Origin of the sequence: Porphyromonas sp. COT-052 OH4946 (assembly GCF_000765965.1) — a bacterium.
GTDB lineage: Bacteria > Bacteroidota > Bacteroidia > Bacteroidales > Porphyromonadaceae > Porphyromonas > Porphyromonas gulae.
In genome coordinates, this window is record NZ_JQZY01000014.1 from 26,518 (window position 1) to 46,556 (window position 20,039).

The following is a 20,039-nucleotide window of genomic DNA, read 5'->3' on the forward strand; positions in this document are numbered from 1 at the left end:
CGATGGGTACCGATTTTCTTTTCCACTGCTCGCCCACGAATCGCCATCAAAGTAGAAAAAACCTTCCTACAAGGCTCCACACAAATGGCTGTATTATAACGATTTGCGAATTTCTGTTTTGAGCATAAATTTTGCCGGCCGGCAAAATATTTCTTCTCGGCCGAGAAAAAATCTTTCTCTCACAAACAGGATATATTTCCTTGATAACAGAACCACATCTCTACCTAAAACGAGGCTATGGCACATAATCTCAAGCGTATGGCCCGTGACTCATACGCACCTTGGCATAAGATAAAGGAGCCACATCGTTTTGAGCCGCTATTTACTTCCTTTAGCATACTCTTTTCTCGCCTGCTTTCTCCCCCCTCTTGCGTGTACACCTATAAATCAAATAGGGCTGTACCGAATAGTTTCTTCAGCACAGCCCTATTTATTTTAGGGAATTGCTGTGTGAATTACTTCACAATAACCTTTTCTGTATATGTCTTGCCTTCAACAGCGATGCGAACGGCATAAACACCATTTTGTGCTTCGAATACCATGCCATTCTTGGCAGCAGCCACACGACGACCGTTCATATCGAAGATCGTCAGCTCAGCAGCAGGGCTTTCAACGGTTATCGTCTTACCCGATACAGCTACAGTATAAGGCTTGTCATTGGCTACGTTGGCAACAGATGTACCTTGTACTTTCACTTCCTTTATCACAGTAACCTTATTGTATCCTAATACGGTCAGGGTCAGTTTCGTTTCATCAGAGATGTCCTCATCTATTTTGATGATAGCCTTACCATCTTTCACCTTAGCAGTACCAACCATATCACCATCGTCAGAGAGCGTAGCGATAGCACCATCATAGTCGCAAGCTACTTCGAATGTCTGGGCAGATGGAGAGATGTTGGCCGGAGCTGTAACCTGCATTTCGGTCGGAACAAGCGTACGAACGAGCAGTGAGGGGTCACCGAATACGGTCCAAGTGTCAAGCATATTCTCACCATCCTTCTTGTACTTCTCAACCATAGCAAACATACCGTTCATCGTAACGCCACCGAAAGTACGCTTGATATTAGAGGGATATTGTTCGCACAAGATACTATTCATTTCGTCCTGACCACGCATAGGAGATGCCCAAGACTGGTTGATCGTAGAAGCGATAATAGCAACAGTACCTTTGGGTTTACCATCTTTCTGCGCACGCATAAGGGCTTCAGCAAAACAAGTCTTAAACAAGAAGTTACCATTTACACATGCTACATCAAAGATGAAAGGAAGCTGATTGTAATTGGTCAAATCCTTCATGTGCTGTACTCCAAAATGAGAGGTTACCCAAAATGTATCAGATCCGTGCCCCGTATAATTGGCCAGCGAGATGCCTCCGTTGAAAGCATCAATAATATTTTGGGGCTTCACCCCCGGATCGTAGCATTTGATAATCTTGGTATAGCCATACTTGGTAAGCAGATTGGCAATTACATTTTGATGTTGTATGTCACTTTCGCCATTGTCACCTTGACCTCCGGCACCTTCATTCGAAGCAATACAAAGAGCCTGACCGAGCCATTTATCTTCAGTTGTTATATTACGCTCATAGTGAATAGTCCGATCGATTTGTGTCTTCAGATCTTCTTTGCTCTCACAAGAGAAACGACCGATGAAAACCTCGTTGTAGTGGTCATTACCTACAATCTGTCCATATACCTGATCGGATTTGATTCCCGGGAGAATTTTTGCAGGAATATCTTTGTGATCACCAATCAAGAGAACATAGGTCAGATTATTGCCTTCCTTCTGATATTCTTCCTTAACGAACTTCTGAATAGCTTCTGCTGTAATGGGAGTAGCGATTTCTTCTGCGACTTTTACATCAGTCTCCAAACCACGCTGCTCTTTCCACTTAACAAACTCTTCGATGTCATCTTTATATTTTTGAGGTACGATTACGATCATACGACCATTCTCCTTTTCTTCAACGGGAGTATAGCGCGTAGCTTCATAATTCATGAAGACACTCTTATAAATATCTTCGAAACCTGTGAAAGTGCTGTTCTTAACCAAGCTAATCGCATTCTGGCCTGCTTCGGCAGTTTCGCTCACCGCCACAACGATTTCGGTATAGATACGGAGCGTCTTTGTCACAGGGTTATATTGGAGTGGAGCAAAGTTTACTACCTGACCGCGCACATCGCGCAAGATGAAAGGATCGCTAAGCGTAGCGATTTCACCTGGGAAAAACTTGTCTTCGTTATAGCTCTGTCCGTAAACGTAGGGGATTTGATCAGGATTTTCAGCACGAGAGATAACACCTTTGGAAGGAGCGATCAGTACATTCTTCTTTTCGATGAATTTGGAAGAAACCACCTCTACCTTCATCGCACGCGTTTCAGAAACAGCGAGAGAACGAGAAAGGATAGGCAATGTGGGCATCCCTTTTTCTGAAATATTGACGCCTTCAGTGAAGGTAGGCACTTGAGCTACTCCTTGGGCTGTCTGAACGTCAGTCAACTGAAGATTGTCCATACGGAATTGAACCTTGGACATAGACCGCTCAGCGGAGAGCAGTCGCACTTGCGGGTTCCGTCCACGCTCTGCAGGCTGTGCAAAGACCATACCTCCCAACAAAGAGGAGAACGCTACGATCGAAACGATCCTGTTAAAATTCTTTTTCATCTGCTTGAGTTAGTTTTATTTTAAAAGAAACAACTTAATGCTATCAATCACAGTCCGATACTTGACCGAAACAGAACTTCTCTGTGTTTACGCGCTTTCAAGGCTATTGAAGCGCAACAGATTACATTAGAAAAGGTCGGCAGCAAATATAGAAAAAATAGTCAGAGACAATATCTTTTCGATAGATTTCTCTCATATCTGCTAAACTCTATATCATTTTTCTATCAAAATGGCATATTTTCGACTTCGCAGAATCCGCTATAAGTGCCGTTCGGCATGGTAAGAACTGCGAACGAGCGGGGCACTCTCTATCGTACGGAAGCCTTTTTCGATACCCACGAGCCGAAGATGCTCGAACTGTTCGGGCGTGATGTATTCCACCACAGGAAGATTCTTTCTCGACGGTTGCAGATACTGTCCTATGGTAATAACTGATACTCCCACTGCAAGAGCATCATCCATCAATTTCAGTATTTCTTCTTCAGTCTCGCCCAAGCCGAGCATCATTCCTGTTTTTGCAGGCATTTTTCCGGACTGAGCTATGTGACGAAGTACGGCAAGGCTTGTATCGTAAGTGGCCACACTGCGTACCGATGGCGTAAGCCGGCGTACCGTCTCCAGATTATGTGAGATGACATCCGGACCGGCCTCGATAATCATATCCACCAAATCCATTTGTCCTTTGAAATCGGGGATCAAGACTTCGAGCGTTACCCCAGGATTGATCCGCCTGATTTCCTGAATAGTCTTAACCCAGTGTGCGGCACCATAATCCGGCAAATCATCGCGGTCAACGCTTGTCACCACTGCATGATTAAGCCCCATCAGCTTGATACTCAATGCGACGTGGGTAGGTTCTGCTTCGTTCAGCGGTTTGGGACGTCCCGTCAAAGTGTTGCAAAATCGACAGGCACGCGTACAAATATCGCCACCGATCATAAAGGTAGCAGTACCCCTACTCCAGCACTCTCCCATGTTAGGACATTTGCCGCTCGTACAGATCGTGTGCAGACAATGTCCCTCGACAATGCTTTTGGTCTCGGTAAACTTCTCATTCCCTGCGAGACGAATTTTCAACCATTCGGGTTTCTTGACGTGTTGGGCCATAGTTTTTTCAGCAAAGAGCTATTAGAGATGGATGTCGAATGGAACAAGCCAACAAGGTCATCCCGTTCGCCACATTCGGCACTCATCCCATTACAGCTACTGAGATACTATTATTAAAGATTGTCGAACAAAAACTTTGCCTTGCGAGTAAAGAGATGATAGCGAGTATTCCCTCCGTATATACTATGATTCTTGTCCATATAGATCGCCATGTCGAAGGGGATATTGGCCTGAACCAGTGCCTCCGTAAAAAGCATCGTGTTCTGAAGATGAACATTGTCGTCCGCCGATCCGCTTACGATCAAGAGGTTTCCTTGCAGTTGGCTTGCCACATCAAGAGCAGAAGACTTTTTGTATCCGGAGGCATTCTCCTTGGGCGTACGCATGAAGCGTTCGGTATAAACCGAATCGTAGAAACGCCAATCAGCTACAGGAGCGACGGCTATGCCCGCCTTGAACGTTCCATTTCCTCTACACATACTCATCAGGGTCATATAACCGCCATAGCTCCATCCCCATATACCGATGCGAGCTGCATCCACATAGGGAAGTTGTCCTATAGCAGTGGCCGCTGCTATCTGATCATCACTTTCGAATACCCCAAGCTGCATGTAGGTACACTTGCGCCATTCTTCGCCGCGAGCACCGGTACCGCGCCCGTCCACACAAGCCACGATATAGCCTTTCGATGCAAGGTAGTGCTCCCAATCGAATGAATAGCGATCCAATACCTGCTGGGAGTTGGGGCCACTATACTGTACCATCAGGACGGGATACCGGCGAGAGGGATCGAAATCAAGAGGTTTCACGATCCAGGCATTCAGTTCAAGTCCCGATTCGGTTTTGATAGTGGTAAACTCCTTCGGGTTGTAACGATAGGCTTTCAGCCGTTCACGGAGAGCAACGTTATCCTCCAGTGTACGCAGTTCTTTGGTACCTTTGCTTCTGAATACGGAAACTACTGTAGGAGTAGCAGCACTGCTATACGTATTAATATAGTATGCATAGTTGCTACTGAAGAGAGCATCATTCGTGCCCACGTTCGGACTGAGCTTCGTTTTCCGGCCTTTGGCATCTAAGGCATAGACAGCCCGACGGATGGGACTTTCTTCCGCCGACTGGTAGAAGACCGTTCCCGAAGCATCCACTCCATACAGTTTGGTCACATCCCAATTTCCCGAAGTAATTTGGCGACGCATTACCCCCTTGTTATCGTAGAGATAGATATGGGCAAACCCGTCCTTTTCGCTCACATAGGCAAATCCGCCTCCCGCCGTAAACTTCAAGGCTTGGATCCAATCGCTGTCCACATATCGTTTGTTCATATCCTGTAGTATCAGCTTGGCGACAAGACTCTTCGGATGCACATAGTACATTTTGAAGTCGTTCTGCAAACGATTGAGCGTCATGACAGCCAGCTCGTCGGCATTGTCTGTAAAGGCGATTTGGGGAATATATCCATCCGCATCGATCGGCAGGCTTACCAACTTGGTGTTCCTATCCGCCACATTATAGAGGTGCAGGGACACGGTACTATTCTTCTCTCCTGCCTTGGGATACTTATAGGCATAGTCTTCGGGATAAAGTTTGTCCTCATACATAGGCATTCGATATTCGGGTACGGCGGACTCATCGCTGCGCACAAAAGCCAGAAAAGCATTGTCTGCACTCCAGCTCATCAGATTGGTTACACCGAACTCTTCTTCGTACACCCAATCCGTTGCCCCGTTGAGAATAGAATTGATCTGCCCATCGGTAGTAACCTGTACTTCCGTGTCGAAATCGAATTTCTTGATGAAGATATTGTTACCTCTGACGAATGCTACCATCCGACCATCGGGGCTGAATGTAGGGATCATCACTTTGCCGGCATGTTCGCTCAGAGGTTTTACCAAATTGCGACGAACATCATAGTCGTAGACGGCGGCACGATACGAATGTCGGTAGATGCTCTCCATATCCGTAAAGAGCAAAATATGATGTCCGGTACTGCTTACCTCGTAGTTCTGTATTTGTTTGAACGGGCATTCGCGCGCTCGTTCGACACTGAAAAGCGTATCTACGGCCTTGCCGGAGGCATAATTGTAGCGGACGATAGCCGTTCGTTCGCGATTCATCTCCGTATAGTGTTCCCCGTCCGGCATGGAGCGTATCCCGCCCCCTGCACTGCGAGCATAAAACATTCCACTCGTTATTTCTTTCAAATCCACGGGTTTGCGTCCCGTCTGAGCCATGGCACACATGGTTACGATGCCAAGTAGCAGAATTATTACCGGTCTTTTCATAAGAAAGCGTATTATATCTTCTCTTAAATGGTTTATTGCTTAGCGTTTCATCGCACGATCCATCTCACGGCGATCATCGCGCTCTTTGATGGATGCACGCTTGTCATATTGTTTTTTCCCTCGTGCCAATCCGATCTGCAGCTTGGCCAATCCCCTCTCATTGATGAAGAGCTTGATCGGCACTATGGTCGTACCTACACTCTTGGAAGCCTCCTCGAGCTTGCGCAGCTCCTTGCGATTGAGTAGGAGCTTGCGATCGCGGCGAGCCACATGGTTGTTATAGGTGCCATAGAAGTATTCGGCTATGTACATATTCTTCACCCACAGCTCTCCCCGATGGAAGTAGCAATAGGTATCGACCAGACTACCTTTGCCTAGTCGGATCGATTTGATCTCGGTACCGACCAATACAATACCTGCCGTGTAAACGTCCAAAATCTCGTAGTCGAAAGTGGCACGTTTGTTCTTTATGAGGATATTCTTCTGTATTTTCTCTTTCATAGCTGTGGGTATCGTTAGATCCGGAAGTCTGTCTATCGCGGAGCTTTTTTATAAAGGAAAACGGCAATGACCGTAAACACGAAGTTAGGCAGCCAAGCTGCCATAAACGGAGGCAAAGATCCGCTGACGGCAAATGTGCCGGCAACGGTCATGAACAGGATATAGGCAAAGCTCAGCCCCAGACCGATAGCGATATTGATCCCCATCCCCCCTTTTACTTTGCGTGAAGAGAGGGAAGCACCGATAATGGTGAGGATAAAGGCCGAGAAGATGGCTGCATAGCGTTTGTGCAGCTCTATCTCAAAGAGCTTGACGTTGCCCACGCCCCTTTGCTTCTGATGCGATATATAGGTATGCAGGTCGGTAGTCGTCATAGTCTCCACATCGTCCTCTGCCACGAGGAAGTCGGCAGGGCGTACAGCAATGACCGTGTCCATCTCGCTCCCACTCTCGACCGTCTCCTTGTACTTGCCGAAGTGCCTGATCCTGTAGTTAAAGATGCGCCAGTTGTAAAGCGAATCGTACTGAATCCTGTCTGCTGTCAGACGGGAGACGAGCTGTTTGTCCTTGAACTCCTCCAGACTGAACTGGTAACCGGTTCGCATGGCATCGCTGTACGATCCGAAAAAGGCAAAGACCCCTTTCTTCACTTCGAGCTGAACGCTCTCGGCATACTGTACCTTCTTGTTCTTGATGTATTTGTTCTGAAAGTCAATTCGTGTAGCATTGCCCGGTGGAATAACGAAACTATTGAGCAGGAAAGTCAGTACGGCAATCACCGTTGCCGACAACATATAGGGCACCATCAGCCGCTTGAAACTGACTCCGGCCGAAAGCATCGCGATGATCTCGGATTTCTCCGCCAGCTTCGACGTAAAGAATATCACCGATATGAAGACGAAGAGCGGGCTGAAAAGATTGGCGTAGTAGGGAACGAAGTTGAAGTAGTAATCGAATATGATACTGTGCAGGCTGACCTCCGGCTTCATAAAGTCGTCGATCTTCTCATTGATGTCGAAGACGACCGAAACGGATATGATCAAGATGATGGAGAAGACGAACGTCCCCAAAAACTGCTTGATCAAATACTTATCTAACCTGTTCAACCTCTTCATGAGACACGATGATAAGCTACAGCCTGTTGTCAAGCTGTCGCACCATAGCCGTTTTCCAAGTGCGATAGTCGCCGATCTGAATATGCTTACGCGCTTGCCGAACCAGCTCGAGGTAGAAGGCGAGGTTGTGAATAGAAGCGATTTGCAGACCGAGAATCTCCTGTGTATGGATCAAGTGGTGCAGATAAGCCTTGCTGTAGCGGCTGTCCACGTACGATGTACCGTCAGGATCGAGCGGCGAGTAGTCGTCCGCCCATTTGGCATTGCGGATATTGATGGTACCCTGCCAAGTGAAGAGCTGCCCGTTACGGCCGTTGCGCGTAGGCATGATGCAGTCGAACATGTCCACACCGCGGTCTATCGCTTCCAGTATATTGATCGGAGTACCTACCCCCATGAGGTAGCGCGGACGATCTTTGGGGAGGATCCCGTTGGTCAGTTCGATCATCTCGTACATCTTTTCCGTCGGCTCTCCCACGGCCAATCCTCCGATGGCATTTCCGGCAGCACCGACGGCAGCCACCATCTCGGCCGATTGGCGGCGCAGATCGGGATAGACGCATCCCTGTACGATGGGGAATAGCTGCTGCTCATATCCATAGAGAGGCTCTGTCTCACGCATTCTGCGCAGGCAACGTTCCAACCAGCGTCCGGTCAGGAGCATCGAGCGACGTGCATATTCGCGGTCGGCATCACCGGGGCAACATTCATCGAAAGCCATGATGATGTCCGCTCCGATAACGCGCTGGATGTCCATGACCCTTTCGGGTGAAAAAAGGTGCTTGGAGCCGTCTATATGGGAACGGAAGGTGGCACCCTCCTCTGTGATCTTCCGATTCTCCGCCAAAGAGAATACCTGAAAACCTCCGCTATCCGTGAGCAAAGGCCGCTCCCAGCTATTGAACTTATGCAAGCCTCCGGCACGCCTGAGCACATCCAGTCCGGGACGGAGATAGAGGTGATAAGTATTGCCGAGTATGATCTGAGCCCGAATATCCTCTTCCAACTCGTGCATGTGCACGGCCTTCACGCTCCCGACCGTGCCTACCGGCATGAAGATGGGAGTCTCTATAGTGCCATGGTCTGTAGTCAGCAGACCGGCACGCGCTTCGCAGTCGGCACATGTATATTGGAGATCGAATGTCATGGGCTATTCCTCTGATTACGGAAAACAAAAATAGTCTTTTTCCCCGAGCCCATGCCATCGCAGGAAGCAAGAGGAGCAGCGCGGGGGAGAGCAGGCGTAGGAAGCAGAGCGGACTGTAAGCCCCATTCACAGTCCGGCAATCGTCAGTCGGGGTAGTTCAGGTTCTCCTCCGTCGCCACATCGAGCACCTCACGCAGGTATTTCTCGGCCTCATATTTGGCCATTGGCAGGTTGTGCAGCAGGCAGTTGCCACAGTCGCGTGGCTCCGTACCCGGCACTTCTCCCTCGAAGTCTCTGATGAAGCGGAAAGTCTCTTGCATAAGGGGCAGTATATCCTTCGACACATAATCACCTCGCATCAGAAAGTAATTGCCTGTAAGGCAACCCATCGGCCCCCAGAAAACGATCCAGTCCTTATAGAGCGGATGATTGCGCAGATAAGTTGCGGCCAAATGTTCGATCGTATGCAGTTCGGGTGCTCCAAGCACCGGTTCGCGATTGGGCTCTTTCATTCGAATATCGAAAGTCGTAACCACCTCTCCTCCCACATAGTCCTTGCGAGAGACATATATGCCTCGTTTGAGACGAATATGATCTAACTGAAAACTGGGTATTTTTTCCATCTCCATATCGGGATTGTCTGATTTCTACATTGCACTGAATACTCTTTCGAGAATAGAAAAGGTCGCCGGAGAAGCCTTGCGCCAGAAATCCATATACTCCGCGAAGTTATCCCGACCTTCGCCGGCAATATCGCTGATAATACGCACGGCGATGAACGGGACTCTGTATATATACGCCGCCTGAGCCAGCGCAGCAGACTCCATATCCACGGCAATGGCATCGGGAAAAGTACGACGGACAAAGTCCTGCTCCTCCGATGACGAAAGGAAACGATCGCCACAGCAGACCACACCCTCTCGGACAGGTACCGGAAGCGAACGAAAAAGGGTGAGAAGGTCCTCCGAAACGGGATAATACAGGGGAAAACCCTGCACCTGCCCCCAAGCGACATCGGCTCCGCACGAAACATCGTGATAGCAGACAGCCGTGGACACTACCGTATCATGGACAGCCACATTCTGCCCCAATCCTCCGCTCACGCCTATATTGATGAGGTAGTCGGGACGATAGCGGTGGATCAGTTCTCCGGCACAGACAGCAGCAGCCACCTTCCCTATTCCGCTCAGGGCGTATATAACGCGGTGTCCTCCGACAATTCCGACGACGGCATGGAAAACCGCATCCCGTATTTCTTCCTTGTTTTCGAGGATGTCCGGTAGCAGGCGAAACTCTTTCTCCATGGCTACTACCACACCGATAGTCTTGTTCATTGCTGTACGGGCTTCTATTCTTCGATCGGCCAAAGGTATATCATCTGTCGCAATTATGTTTGTATGCAGAGTTGTCAGCTGCATATCCCCTTTAGAGTCGTTCGAGAGAATTCGTCCGCATGGGGATGCCGACAAAATTGCCGAACGAGAAAAGCGCAAATCGTGGTGCGCAAATTCCGGAAAAGTCGCGCCAAAAAAATTTCGATCCCACGCGTAAAATTTTCACTTCCCGAACCAAAGTGAAAAAGTTTACGAACCACGTTTTTCGGAACGTGGGAAAAGAAAATTTTGGTGTGCAAAAAGGTTGAGCAATCTCCGCGGCTATGCCTCGCCGAACGTGGGAGTTTTTTCAAAAGAGAGTTGGCCGGCGATCATAGCAGCCTGCGCATGCCCCCGGAGCGTCCCGGGCGACACTATTGGTAATGTCACAGTCTGTCAGTATCTTTGTGTCAGATTGGATTCATAGAAGACGGTAAGCCGATGCCTCCCGGCATGACTTATCATTGAAAGCCGATCCGCATATGTACGGTTCACAAAGCGGACTTTCCCGTCTGTCGGGAAGTCTGCCGAATGATTAAAAGGGAATTTGGTGCAAAGCCAAAACTATCCCCGTAGCCGTATGGTCGTACCTGTCGCTACAGAACGATGCCACTGCGCGCCGGCGCGGGAAGGCGTAGCGATTTAGGCCGAGTCGGAAGACCTGCCGTACATGGCGAAAGGATGCTGCCATTTTTTGGGGCCGGTATCATACAGTATTAATTCTTTCGGGTCGAAGAGGATTGATTCACATCGGGCACCTGCCTCCGCGAGGGTATGGCATAGTCTGCGAATCCGTTTTGTTCGTCTCGGATCATACTAACGATTCAGCTATGCCCAAGAGGTTCGGATGGCTTATCTATACGTTTATCGCCTTTGCCTTATACTCCTGTAATGGCTCTTCACGCGGGAGAGATACCCGAGTGGAAACGGTGTCGATAGATACGGCCGATTTTAATTTCCCTGTCAGATTCGAATATGCCAAAGGCATACAGGCCGTCAATCATACCGGCTACAAAACCATCTATATATTCCATCCGGACAAGTCCGACACGATGGCCGTCTATATCCTTTATCCCCGTGACGGCAAACGTCCTGCGACAAGACATCCCAAGGCCCTCTATATCCCCGTACCGGCACGCAGTATAGCGTGTCTGTCCACGACACAAATAGGCTCGCTTCCCCTACTCGATCAGATAGACAAGCTGGTGGGTTGCATCAACCTGAAAAACATTTGCAACGCCGACATCCGCAGCCGCGTAAAGAAAGGCTATGTACAGGAGATCGGCACCGGTATGACCAAAAATATAGAGCAGATAGCCGGACTCCGCCCGGAGATCCTCCTGCAGGATTTATTCCACATCTCAGACAAGGACGAAGAGCTGATCGCATCGGGCATCAACACCGTATTATACAACGAATGGAAAGAGCGGGATCTGCTCGGCCGTGCCGAATGGATGAAGCTGACGGCGATGCTCCTCGGCTGCAACCGTCGTGCTCATGAGGTTTTCGAACAGATAGAATCGGAGTATGCGGATGCTCGCAAATTGGTAGCAGATAAGACCGACACCATTGCCATCATGTACGGGCAGGATTATAGTGGGACTTGGTATCTGCCCGGAGAGTACAGCTACAGTACAGCCATGTTCAGAGATGCACGAGTATCTTTCGACTATGCAGCCGGCAAAGTCAGTAGCCAGCCGTGCAGTTTCGAGTATATTTTCAGTCGCCATCGTCACGCCGGAATCTGGATATGTACGATGATGGGAAACATCAAGACAATAGATGAATTTCTCGCTCTGAACGAACGCTACCGACATTTCGATGCCACCCAAACCGGCAAGGTCTACATCGACCGCAAGCGCGTGAACGAGAATGGGGGCAATGACTACTGGGAGAGTGGACTGTATCGTCCCGATCTTTTGCTCAAAGACATCATCAAAATCACTCGGCCGGAGCTTCTGCCCGAGTACGAGACTTCATACTGGATAGAACTGAAAAGGCCATGACGCGGTCCTCATTGATATTCGGCACACTCTTTCTACTGACTGCCGTGGCTTTCGTGGCCGACCTCATATGGGGTAGTCTGGATATATCGCCGGCCGACGTGCTGCAAGCTCTGACCAATGGATCGGATATGCAAACGACCAATGACTATGTCATTCGCAATTTCCGTCTGCCGAAGGCTCTGACCGCTCTCTTTGCCGGTGCCGGCATATCCATCGCAGGTCTGCAAATGCAGAGTCTCTTCCGCAATCCTCTGGCTGACACCTCTATCCTTGGGATCAATAGCGGAGCCGGTCTTGGAGTAGCTCTGTACATCATGTCGTTCGCTATCATTCCGGGCCTCAGTCTGTACTCCGGCTCGGCTGACACATGGGGCGTAGCCACGGCAGCCTGCATAGGTTCCATGCTGGTACTTCTGCTCATCTCGGCTGTAGCAGCGTGGCTCAGAGATATGGTCTCGGTGCTGATTGTCGGAGTAATGGTCGGCTTTTTGGCCAGTTCGTTCATTTCCATTCTCCAGTTCTTCTCCGACAACGAAATGCTCAAAGGCTATCTGATCTGGTCTTTCGGGAGCGTGGCCGGCACTACATGGCGGCAGTTATCCCTGATGATCCCCATCGTTTCGGGGGGCCTTTTGCTCTCTATGCTGATGCCTAAGTATATGAATGCGCTCAACATAGGAGAGAACTATGCTCGCAGCGTAGGTATCCATGTGGAGCGGCAGCGAATCGTCCTGATCGGCATCACGAGTATTATTACCGGCACAATTACGGCTTTCACCGGTCCCATTGCCTTTTTAGGAATAGCCGTCCCCCACTTCACGCGCATCCTGTTCAAAAGCTCGGACTACCGCATACTGCTCCCGGGCACGATGCTGTGCGGTGCTCTGCTGATGCTCGTGTGCGACATGATCACGCAGGTACCGGGCAAAGGCTTTGTACTGCCGATCAACGCCATCACCTCGATGATTGGTGCTCCCGTAGTAATCATGACGATCGCCCGCAACCGCAAAAAGCGTTTAATCTTCAACTGAACCGGCGATGATCCATACCGACAATGTGACCCTGAGGGGACTATCCACCGGATACCGAGGCAAGAAAACGGAGCGCATCGTATCGAAGCGAATCGATCTCTCCATGCTCAGTGGCGAACTGGTGATGCTGATGGGTCCGAACGGCTGTGGCAAATCCACGCTTATGCACACCATCGCAGGATTACTGCCGCCTATTGCAGGCAAGATCACCATTGCCGGACGTGATATACACGGCCTCCGTATGAGAGAAAAAGCCAAGATGCTTAGTCTGGTACTGACCGACAAGATAGCGGCCACAAACCTGACTGTTCGGGATATTGTCGTCATCGGACGCTATCCCTACGTCAATTATCGCGGCAGCCTGACTGCAAAGGACAAGGAGATTGTGAACGAATCGCTCGTAGCATGCCGACTGACGGGATTCGAGTCGCGCCAATACGGAGAGCTAAGCGATGGAGAAAAACAACGTGTGATGATAGCCCGCGCTTTAGCCCAACAGACCCCCGTGATGCTTCTCGACGAACCTACGGCACACCTCGACCTGCCAAGCCGTCTGGAGGTGATCATCATGCTGCGCGAATTGGCACGCAAGACGAACAAGAGTATCCTCGTTTCTACCCACGAAATGGATCTGGCCCTGCAATGGGCGGACACGGTATGGCTGATGAACAGCCAAGGGGAGATTTGTCGTGGGGCACCGGAGGATTTGGTACTGAACCACTGTTTTGAGAAAGTATTCGGCAACGACACTCTTTCTTTCAATATAGACAGCGGAGCCTTCTCGGTCAAACATAAAACGGCTACACCTGTTTCTGTAAAAGGACAGGGTGCAGCCTACAAATGGACACTGAGTGCTCTGCACCGGAATGGCTATGTGGAATCCGCAAATGCCTCCGGCCGCAAAATCACCGTGGAAGAGGGCTGCTGGATTCTACAGGAGGGTGATTCTTCGAAAAGCTTCGACTCCATCGGTTCCTTGCTGCAAACGCTGCACGCTCACCACGAATGAATGCTTGTGAAACAAACCATCCTATGCAAAACCCTACAATAGATTTCGACAAAGAAACGCCTCTGTTTTACAGTCCTATGGGCGATCCTCTTTACCACCTGAAGGAAAGTATGATCGTTGGCTTCGCAGGACGCAGAGGAGTCGTGAGCACCTGCAATCTCAATGGCGGCTACCGAGAAGACCTCCGATATGCCTTCAACAACAGTTGCGGGAGGGATCCCGACGTAATAGCCAAACGCTCTGTCGGGATGCGAGGAAAGACTATGACCGAACACTACGCCACCTTAGCGGAAGAATTGGGACTCCCCCTTGACAGAACCACGGGCATGGGTACTGCTGCCTTGATCGAAAATACGGCGACCGCCACTCGCCAATACCACGGAGTAACGGTCATGGCGGTTGCCACGGCAGGCATAGACGTAAACGGTGGACGGGCAGGAGAACCCGCAGCATACAACGAATTTACCCAAACCGACCTGATCAAGCCGGGCACCATCAACGTATTCCTGTTCATCGACGCCTCATTGGATGCAGGGACACTGACACGCGCTCTCGTCACCGCTACCGAAGCCAAAACGGCAGCCCTACAGGAACTGATGGCAAACAGCATGTATTCAGAAGATTTAGCCACCGGCTCCGGAACGGATTCGCTGATAGCCATCTGCAATAAGGAGTCGGAGATAGTGCTTCAAAATAGTGGCAAACACGTACTTCTGGGCGAAATGATAGGCCAAAGCGTGAAAGAGGCTATTACCGAAGCCTTATCCCGACAGACGAAGATGACCCCCACACGCCAAGCTTCGATAGAATGGCAAACCAAACGCTACGGAATAACGAAAAATGCGATCGTCTCCGAATGTCTCCGGCTGTATCCACAGCTGAAAAAAGAGCTTGTAGAAACAGAAATCGGCACTATAGACAGAGACAATCGTCTGTTAGCCGCAGTGGCTGCCATAGCTCATTTATGCGACCAGAACCGCTGGCAAATCATCTCGGACAAGAGCATGATCTGCACAGCCGAAAACATATTGCATACGATACTTTCGGAGGAAGGTATCTCCGAAGAGGCAAACAGAAAGGACATTGTATGCGGAGAAGATGTGCCGGCATATCGTCGAGTGTTGTCCCTCTGCCTCCATACTCTTGCAAGAATACTCCACAACAGAATTATTCATTCATCACTTTAACATATCAATAATTATGAAAAAGTTTTTCTTCGCGCTATTATCGATTGGTATTTCAGCGCAGGCTTTTGCCAAGACGGACAATGTCCCGACAGATTCGCTACAAGTACACAATCTTCAGACCGTCACGGTCTATTCTACACGCACGGCTGTACCTCTAAAAAAGATTCCGGCCAAGATGGAACTCATCCCATCGCGCAACATCAAGCAGTCCGGCTTCAACAACATGACCGACATCCTCAAAACGCAAAGTTCGCTCGATGTCATACAATACCCGGGCTTTAGTTCGAACATCGGTATGCGCGGTTTCAAGCCTTCCGGCAAGTATGTAACTGTATTGGTAAACGGCATCCCTGCGGGAACGGACAATATCTCTACGCTCAACACAAGCAACATCGAGCAAATCGAGATCCTCAAAGGCCCGTTCTCTTCCATCTACGGCACCAATGCCATGGGCGGTGTGGTGAACATCATCACCCACAAATCCAAGGACAAGATCCATGGCAACGTTTCTCTATTCGGCGGTAGCTACCAAACCATGGCCGGATCATTCAACTTGGGTGGCCGCTTTGAGGATATTTTCTCATTCGATCTTAGTCTGGGCTTGGACAAGCAGAACAAGGACTATAAGACCGGATCAAACAGCTTACTCTCACTAAGCAAACTGGAAGAAACGATCTTGGATGGAGATAGCATCAAAAGTTGGAAAATGAAGGCCAGTGACTATACTGTAGCAACGGGACGTCTGCGTTTCGGCATCGACTTCACACCCGAATGGTCGCTGAATCTGTATCAGAACGTATTCCTCGGAGATGCTATTCCTACAGGAGGATCTATATGGGGTGTTTACGGAGAATCCAAGAAAAATCTGAATCGCTCTTCGACATCTTTCGAGCTGGTCGGCAAACAAGGCTGCCACACGCTTCAGTTCTCCCCCTACTTCAACATAGAGAAATCGGAGAACTATAACAATGCGGATCCTACCGGCTTCATCAACTACAAGAGCGACTACTACACCTATGGTGCCCTGCTTCAGGACAAGATCTCATTTGGTGGACAAAATATCGTACTCGGAGTAGACAGCCGAAATATGACGATGGAGTCGGAAAGATTCGATCAGCCGGATGTAAATACAATGCCATACAACCCCGGATACGCCACTAACAATATCGGTTTGTTCGGACAAGCCAATTTCTATCTGCTGAACGATGCTCTATCGATCTCTGCCGGTGCACGTGCCGACTTTATGTTCTTCAATCTGAAAGAGAACAAGTATCTCAACAATGAAGCCAAACAGGAAACTCACAATGTGATCAATCCGAATGTAGGAATCAAATATGAATTCGTGAAAGGCCTTACAGCTCATGGCACATTCGGTAGTGCATTCACGGCTCCCGATGCTTTCCAAAAAGCAGGCCAGTACGTAGGGCCGTTAGGTACAACCTTCGGCAATCCAGATTTGAAACCAGAAAAGTCCATGACTTGGGACTTCGGTATCGGATACAGTAATGCTCGCTGTGGTATTCAAGCCGATGTAACCTACTTCCACACGGACCACAAAGACATAATCCTGACCAACACCGACTACACCACCAATATAACCACATTCATGAACGCGGACAAAGGTCGTATGAGCGGTATCGAGGCCCTTTTGTCTTATGACTTCGGAAGTCTCTTTGCCAATAAGTTCTCTCTGCGTGCATTTGCAAACGCCACATTCATGCTCAATTCCGAGATGAAGAAAAGCGAGACCGATGGCCCCTGGAGCGAAATGTACTACGTTCGCAAACAGAACATCACATTCGGTATCGAATACCGTGGTAAAGAAGGACTTGAACTGATGGTCAACGGTCGTTTCATGGGACGCCGGATCGAGCAAAACTGGTACGCTTACTATCCTCAGGTTCGTCCCAAACTTCAGCAACTACTCGCAGCAGAAGAGCCTGAACTGGCTGCTCAGGGACTGCTCCGCCATCCGCAAGCAATGGTGTTCAATGCCTCCGCTTACTACCACATGAACAAATACCTCACCTTCGGTGTGAATCTGAACAACATCCTGGACGAACTCTATACGGAGAAAGACGGCTACCACATGCCGGGACGTAACATCATGGGTAAGGTTATGGTCAACTTCTAATTCTCTTCCTGAGATGCAGATATAAAAGGGAGCCAGTCTCCCTGTACAATCCTCACAGAGCAAAGCGGATATTCCTCTCATACCGAGAGTGGGTATCCGCTTTCTGATTTATACCTCCTTCCGAACCTCTCTCGACATGGCCCTTTACGCCTGTGAAAATCGCTGTTTCACACACTGAAAAACGTGGCGCGAGAAAAATTCGATTTTGGCGCGAGAAGCAAAAAATTCCCGAACCAAAACGGAAAAAAAGTCGCGCGCTTTTTTCAAGAAACACGTTCGTAAAATCAGCGGATTTTGGTTCCTAAAATCACTTTCCTCCTCTCTCCATCAAACAAAAAGCCCGGCGAAATATACATTTAATGCCTTGTAGGAATCAGGCCTTAACGGTCTTCTCTATCGAAAAGGAAAGATCAAAATTTGGCCGCTGTCTATGCTAAATTATTCATCTTCTCCTTGCTATAACGATGAGTGATAAATCATTCGGAAAAAGCTGCTTTATGGGGAGTCTGAATATTTTGATCACTATCTTTTGCGTTACTCTTTCACGTCGAAAATGACAGAAATTGGCAGGGAAAACCCGTGCGACACTGTAAATTAAATACTTACCTTTGCAATAGTGACATTAAAACGACAAAAAGACAAAATCAAATAACAAATCTGAAATGAAAGAATTTTTCAAAATGTTTTTCGCCTCGGTCCTCGGGGTTATAACGGCAGGAATCATCCTGTTTTGTATCTCTCTATTTATCTTTTTCGGCATCGTAGCCGGTATTGCCTCCAAGGCAACGGGAGGAGCTATTCCGAAAATCGAAGCAAACTCCATCCTACATATAGACAATTCCTCTTTCCCTGAGATCGTATCGGCCAATCCTTGGAGCATACTCACAGGCAAGGACGAAGCCGTATCGCTCTCACAGGCAGTCGAAGCCATCGGCCAAGCCAAAAATAATCCTAACATAACCGGTATTTTCCTCGATCTGGACGACCTTTCCGTCGGCATGGCATCGGCAGAGGAATTGCGTCGCGCGTTGCAGGATTTCAAGATGTCCGGCAAGTTCGTCGTATCCTATGCCGACAGATACTCCCAAAAGGGTTACTACCTCTCCAGTATTGCAGACAAACTCTACCTCAATCCGAAAGGAATGCTTGGGCTTATCGGGATTGCTACCCAAACGATGTTCTACAAAGATGCCCTCGACAAATTCGGCGTGAAAATGGAGATCTTCAAGGTTGGTACCTACAAGGCAGCCGTAGAGCCATTCATGCTCAACGGGATGAGCGATGCCAACCGCGAACAAATCACCACATACATAAACGGGCTTTGGGACAAGATCACATCCGATATTGCAGAGTCGCGCAAGACGGCAATGGACTCCGTGAAAATGTTTGCCGACAAAGGCGAAATGTTCGGCCTTGCGGAGAAAGCGGTGGAAATGAAGCTCGTAGACGAGCTGGCTTACCGTACCGATGTGGAGAAAGAACTCAAAAAGATGTCCCAGCGCGGAGAGAAAGATGAGCTTCGGTTCGTATCGCTTTCTCAGGTTCTGGCCAATGGCCCGATGAACAAAACGAAAGGCAGCCGGATCGCCGTTCTCTTTGCCGAAGGTGAAATAACGGAAGAAATAATAAAGAAGCCGTTCGACACCGATGGTAGTTCCATCACACAAGAACTCGCCGAAGAAATCAAGGCAGCAGCCGATGACAATGACATCAAAGCCGTAGTACTTCGTGTCAATTCTCCGGGAGGTAGTGCTTTCACTTCCGAACAGATATGGAAGCAGGTAGTGGATCTCAAGGCCAAAAAGCCTATCGTGGTCTCCATGGGCGACGTGGCAGCCTCGGGCGGATACTACATAGCCTGCGCAGCCAACAGCATCGTGGCAGAGCATACGACTCTGACCGGCTCCATCGGCATATTCGGCATGTTCCCGAACTTTGCAGGCGTAGCCAAGAAGATAGGAGTGAATATGGACGTCGTACAGACATCCAAGTATGCAGACTTGGGCAACACCTTTGCTCCGATGACGGTCGAAGATCGTGCCCTCATCCAACGCTACATAGAGCAGGGCTACGACCTCTTCCTCACTCGCGTATCGGAAGGCCGCAACCGCACCAAGGCGCAGATCGACAGCATCGCTCAAGGCCGCGTATGGCTCGGCGACAAAGCTCTTGCACTCGGTTTGGTGGATGAGCTTGGAGGCCTGGACACAGCTATCAAACGGGCTGCGACACTGGCTCAGCTCGGTAGCAACTACAGCATAGAGTACGGCAAGACCAAGCGCAACTTCTTCGAAGAGTTGCTCTCCTCATCAGCGGCGGATATGAAGTCTGCCATCCTGAGTACCATTCTCTCCGATCCGGAAATAGAAGTTCTGCGCGAACTCCGCTCCATGCCGACCCGTCCTTCGGGCATACAGGCACGTCTCCCCTATTACTTCATGCCGTACTGATAAATGAGACAACCGTAATTGCCGAAGA

General features: G+C 49.2%; 16 protein-coding genes and 1 riboswitch. Of the genes, 7 read left to right on the forward strand and 9 right to left on the reverse strand.

Annotation, left to right across the window (positions count from 1 at the left end; translation table 11 throughout):
* Window positions 1–455 precede the first annotated feature (455 nt).
* From HQ50_RS05130 to HQ50_RS05165, 8 genes are all read right to left on the reverse strand, one after another.
* Window positions 456–2,666 carry a C25 family peptidase propeptide domain-containing protein gene (locus tag HQ50_RS05130; protein WP_039428847.1) on the reverse strand — a complete coding sequence of 737 codons (2,211 nt, stop codon included), beginning with the start codon at window positions 2,664–2,666 and terminating at the stop codon, window positions 456–458.
* Window positions 2,667–2,924: 258 nt separating this feature from the next.
* Window positions 2,925–3,773 (reverse strand): lipoyl synthase, encoded by an 849-nt coding sequence (gene lipA / locus HQ50_RS05135; protein WP_018965023.1) that lies wholly within the window; start codon window positions 3,771–3,773, stop codon window positions 2,925–2,927.
* A 113-nt stretch (window positions 3,774–3,886) separates the two neighbouring features.
* Window positions 3,887–6,058 (reverse strand): S9 family peptidase, encoded by a 2,172-nt coding sequence (locus HQ50_RS05140; RefSeq protein ID WP_039428849.1) that lies wholly within the window; start codon window positions 6,056–6,058, stop codon window positions 3,887–3,889.
* Between the two features lie 39 nt (window positions 6,059–6,097).
* Complete coding sequence (gene smpB / locus HQ50_RS05145; protein WP_018965025.1) at window positions 6,098–6,559, reverse strand: SsrA-binding protein SmpB; 462 nt, start codon at window positions 6,557–6,559, stop codon at window positions 6,098–6,100.
* A 32-nt stretch (window positions 6,560–6,591) separates the two neighbouring features.
* Window positions 6,592–7,674, reverse strand: coding sequence for an LptF/LptG family permease (locus HQ50_RS05150; RefSeq protein ID WP_018965026.1), 1,083 nt, complete (start codon window positions 7,672–7,674; stop codon window positions 6,592–6,594).
* 16 nt (window positions 7,675–7,690) lie between these two features.
* A complete protein-coding gene (gene tgt / locus HQ50_RS05155; RefSeq protein ID WP_039420727.1) occupies window positions 7,691–8,821 on the reverse strand; it encodes a tRNA guanosine(34) transglycosylase Tgt in 1,131 nt (376 codons plus the stop codon).
* Window positions 8,822–8,964: 143 nt separating this feature from the next.
* Complete coding sequence (locus tag HQ50_RS05160; RefSeq protein WP_039429222.1) at window positions 8,965–9,444, reverse strand: S-ribosylhomocysteine lyase; 480 nt, start codon at window positions 9,442–9,444, stop codon at window positions 8,965–8,967.
* 24 nt (window positions 9,445–9,468) lie between these two features.
* Window positions 9,469–10,155 carry a 5'-methylthioadenosine/adenosylhomocysteine nucleosidase gene (locus tag HQ50_RS05165; RefSeq protein ID WP_039428852.1) on the reverse strand — a complete coding sequence of 229 codons (687 nt, stop codon included), beginning with the start codon at window positions 10,153–10,155 and terminating at the stop codon, window positions 9,469–9,471.
* 524 nt (window positions 10,156–10,679) lie between these two features.
* A riboswitch (cobalamin riboswitch) is annotated at window positions 10,680–10,873 on the forward strand.
* Window positions 10,874–11,024: 151 nt separating this feature from the next.
* Between HQ50_RS05165 and HQ50_RS05175 the strand changes: the two genes are divergently transcribed.
* The 5 genes from HQ50_RS05175 to HQ50_RS05195 are packed head-to-tail and all read left to right on the forward strand — an operon-like array spanning window position 11,025 to window position 17,561.
* Window positions 11,025–12,200, forward strand: coding sequence for an ABC transporter substrate-binding protein (locus HQ50_RS05175; RefSeq protein WP_039428855.1), 1,176 nt, complete (start codon window positions 11,025–11,027; stop codon window positions 12,198–12,200).
* A complete protein-coding gene (locus HQ50_RS05180) occupies window positions 12,197–13,231 on the forward strand; it encodes an iron ABC transporter permease (RefSeq protein WP_018965032.1) in 1,035 nt (344 codons plus the stop codon). Before HQ50_RS05175 ends, HQ50_RS05180 begins: the two co-directional genes overlap by 4 nt.
* A gap of 7 nt (window positions 13,232–13,238) precedes the next feature.
* Window positions 13,239–14,240: an ABC transporter ATP-binding protein gene (locus HQ50_RS05185; protein ID WP_039428857.1), complete on the forward strand. Its 1,002-nt coding sequence runs from the start codon at window positions 13,239–13,241 to the stop codon at window positions 14,238–14,240.
* 23 nt (window positions 14,241–14,263) lie between these two features.
* Window positions 14,264–15,427: an adenosylcobinamide amidohydrolase gene (locus HQ50_RS05190; protein WP_039429223.1), complete on the forward strand. Its 1,164-nt coding sequence runs from the start codon at window positions 14,264–14,266 to the stop codon at window positions 15,425–15,427.
* A 13-nt stretch (window positions 15,428–15,440) separates the two neighbouring features.
* Entirely contained in the window at window positions 15,441–17,561 is a 2,121-nt protein-coding gene (locus tag HQ50_RS05195) for a TonB-dependent hemoglobin/transferrin/lactoferrin family receptor (protein WP_018965035.1), read from the forward strand.
* A gap of 144 nt (window positions 17,562–17,705) precedes the next feature.
* Here HQ50_RS05195 and HQ50_RS12540 read toward each other — a convergent pair whose 3' ends face one another.
* Complete coding sequence (locus HQ50_RS12540) at window positions 17,706–17,798, reverse strand: DUF1661 domain-containing protein (RefSeq protein WP_160216972.1); 93 nt, start codon at window positions 17,796–17,798, stop codon at window positions 17,706–17,708.
* On the opposite strand from HQ50_RS12540, the gene HQ50_RS11260 reads away from it, so the two are divergent.
* Both HQ50_RS11260 and sppA read left to right on the forward strand, forming a co-directional pair.
* The gene (locus HQ50_RS11260; RefSeq protein WP_152566877.1) at window positions 17,767–17,931 is read left to right on the forward strand and encodes a DUF1661 domain-containing protein; all 165 of its coding nucleotides are present in this window, start codon (window positions 17,767–17,769) and stop codon (window positions 17,929–17,931) included. The genes HQ50_RS12540 and HQ50_RS11260 overlap by 32 nt on opposite strands.
* 292 nt (window positions 17,932–18,223) lie before the next feature.
* A complete protein-coding gene (gene sppA / locus HQ50_RS05200; RefSeq protein WP_039428861.1) occupies window positions 18,224–20,011 on the forward strand; it encodes a signal peptide peptidase SppA in 1,788 nt (595 codons plus the stop codon).
* The last annotated feature ends 28 nt before the right edge of the window (window positions 20,012–20,039 follow it).

Bases quoted from the DNA above. Each gene is read 5' to 3' on its own strand.
- HQ50_RS05130 (WP_039428847.1), bottom strand. From the start codon at position 2,666: ATGAAAAAGAATTTTAACAGGATCGTTTCGATCGTAGCGTTCTCCTCT.
- lipA (WP_018965023.1), bottom strand. From the start codon at position 3,773: ATGGCCCAACACGTCAAGAAACCCGAATGGTTGAAAATTCGTCTCGCA.
- HQ50_RS05140 (WP_039428849.1), bottom strand. From the start codon at position 6,058: ATGAAAAGACCGGTAATAATTCTGCTACTTGGCATCGTAACCATGTGT.
- smpB (WP_018965025.1), bottom strand. From the start codon at position 6,559: ATGAAAGAGAAAATACAGAAGAATATCCTCATAAAGAACAAACGTGCC.
- HQ50_RS05150 (WP_018965026.1), bottom strand. From the start codon at position 7,674: ATGAAGAGGTTGAACAGGTTAGATAAGTATTTGATCAAGCAGTTTTTG.
- tgt (WP_039420727.1), bottom strand. From the start codon at position 8,821: ATGACATTCGATCTCCAATATACATGTGCCGACTGCGAAGCGCGTGCC.
- HQ50_RS05160 (WP_039429222.1), bottom strand. From the start codon at position 9,444: ATGGAAAAAATACCCAGTTTTCAGTTAGATCATATTCGTCTCAAACGA.
- HQ50_RS05165 (WP_039428852.1), bottom strand. From the start codon at position 10,155: ATGAACAAGACTATCGGTGTGGTAGTAGCCATGGAGAAAGAGTTTCGC.
- HQ50_RS05175 (WP_039428855.1), top strand. From the start codon at position 11,025: ATGCCCAAGAGGTTCGGATGGCTTATCTATACGTTTATCGCCTTTGCC.
- HQ50_RS05180 (WP_018965032.1), top strand. From the start codon at position 12,197: ATGACGCGGTCCTCATTGATATTCGGCACACTCTTTCTACTGACTGCC.
- HQ50_RS05185 (WP_039428857.1), top strand. From the start codon at position 13,239: ATGATCCATACCGACAATGTGACCCTGAGGGGACTATCCACCGGATAC.
- HQ50_RS05190 (WP_039429223.1), top strand. From the start codon at position 14,264: ATGCAAAACCCTACAATAGATTTCGACAAAGAAACGCCTCTGTTTTAC.
- HQ50_RS05195 (WP_018965035.1), top strand. From the start codon at position 15,441: ATGAAAAAGTTTTTCTTCGCGCTATTATCGATTGGTATTTCAGCGCAG.
- sppA (WP_039428861.1), top strand. From the start codon at position 18,224: ATGAAAGAATTTTTCAAAATGTTTTTCGCCTCGGTCCTCGGGGTTATA.